At 65.2% G+C, this 1,504-nt stretch carries 1 protein-coding gene; it reads right to left on the bottom strand.

The window, feature by feature from the left end; all coding sequences use genetic code 11:
- Positions 1 to 135: 135 nt before the first annotated feature.
- Positions 136 to 1,224 (bottom strand): phosphate ABC transporter substrate-binding protein PstS, encoded by a 1,089-nt coding sequence (gene pstS / locus ACVOL0_RS20345; RefSeq protein ID WP_481550625.1) that lies wholly within the window; start codon positions 1,222 to 1,224, stop codon positions 136 to 138.
- Positions 1,225 to 1,504: the final 280 nt, after the last annotated feature.

The following is a 1,504-nucleotide window of genomic DNA, read 5'->3' on the forward strand; positions in this document are numbered from 1 at the left end:
CCGCCTTGGGGTGGGGGGTGGGTGGCCCCCGCGGGGTTTCTTAATCTCCTCCCCGGCGGGCCCCCCCCCGGGGGGGGGGGTGTTGTTCTTTCGCCCCCGCGGCCGCCCCCCGCGCGCCCCCCCCGCCTCATTGCGTCACTTGAACTCGGCAGCCCAGTAGGCTTCGATCTGGGTCACCAGCTCAGCCGGCAGCGGCACGTAGTGCAGTTCGTTGGCCTGGGCCTGGCCATTCTCGAAGGCCCACTTGAAGAATGCGCGGGTATCGGCGCTGCGCTTGGCATCCTTCGGTTGCTTGTGCATCAGCATGAAGTTGGTGGCGGTGATCGGCCATGCGTTGGCGCCCGGCGCATTGGTGATCACCAGGTTGAAGTCCTTGGCGTTGGCCCAGTCGGCGCTGGCTGCAGCGGCGGCGAAGGTCTCGGCGGTAGGCTGCACCCAGCTGCCGGCGGCGTTCTGCATCGAGGCATACGGCATGTTGTTCTGCAGCGCGTAAGCCAGCTCGACGTAACCGACCGAACCCTTGATCTGCTGCACGTAGGAGGCAACGCCTTCATTGCCCTTGCCACCGACGCCGTCCGGCCACTGCACCGAGGTGCCTTCGCCAACCTTGTCCTTCCACTCGCCGCTGACCTTGGACAGGTAGTTGGAGAAGTTGAAGGTGGTGCCCGAACCGTCGGAGCGGTGCACCAGGGTGATCTTGGTGTCCGGCAGGGTCACGCCAGGGTTGGCCTCGACGATAGCCTTGTCGTTCCAGGTCTTGATCTTGCCGAGGAAGATGTCCGCCAGCAGGGGGCCGCTCAGGCGCAGCTGGCCCGGCTGCAGGCCTTCCAGGTTGACCACCGGCACCACGCCGCCGATTGCCGACGGGAACTGGCCCAGGCCAGCCTGCGCCAGTTCTTCGGTGGAAAGCGGCTTGTCGGAGGAACCGAAGTCGACCGTGCCGGCCTTGATCTGGGCGATGCCGCCGCCTGAGCCGATCGACTGGTAGTTGATCTTGGCACCGGTAGCGGCGTTGTAGTCGGCCGACCACTTGGACACCAGCGGGAAGATGAACGATGCGCCGGCGCCGGAGATCTCGACGGCAACCTTGTCACCAGCGGCCGGTGCCGAGGCACCTGCGGCGTCTGGGCCGGAAGCGGCCTGGTTACCCTTGTCACCACAGGCCGACAGGCCCAGGGCGATGGCCAGCGAAAGGGCGGCAAGACCGGTCGTGTGCAGCTTCATGCGTCACTCCATAGCGGGAGAAATACCGGCAGCGCCGGCGGATGCGGCTATGAAATGATGTTTTTGTTACAGCCTGATTACATCGTGAAAAAAATCTGAAAAAGCTCACAGAATCAATGGCCATGAGGTGGGCAAATGCCGCCCTGAATGGCAGGGGTGTCGCCCGGAGGTGAGGCTTTCCAGCAATGCCCTGTAGTGGCGCGCCCAGAGGGGCGGGGGCCGGGACCGGAAAAACCCCACCCCCCCAGGCGGCGGGGCAAAAGCCGGTTTGGGCAATAGA

It is taken from the genome of Stenotrophomonas sp. STEN021 (assembly GCF_056760175.1).

Coding starts and splice junctions, on each gene's coding strand:
- pstS (WP_481550625.1), bottom strand. CDS start 1,224: ATGAAGCTGCACACGACCGGTCTTGCCGCCCTTTCGCTGGCCATCGCC.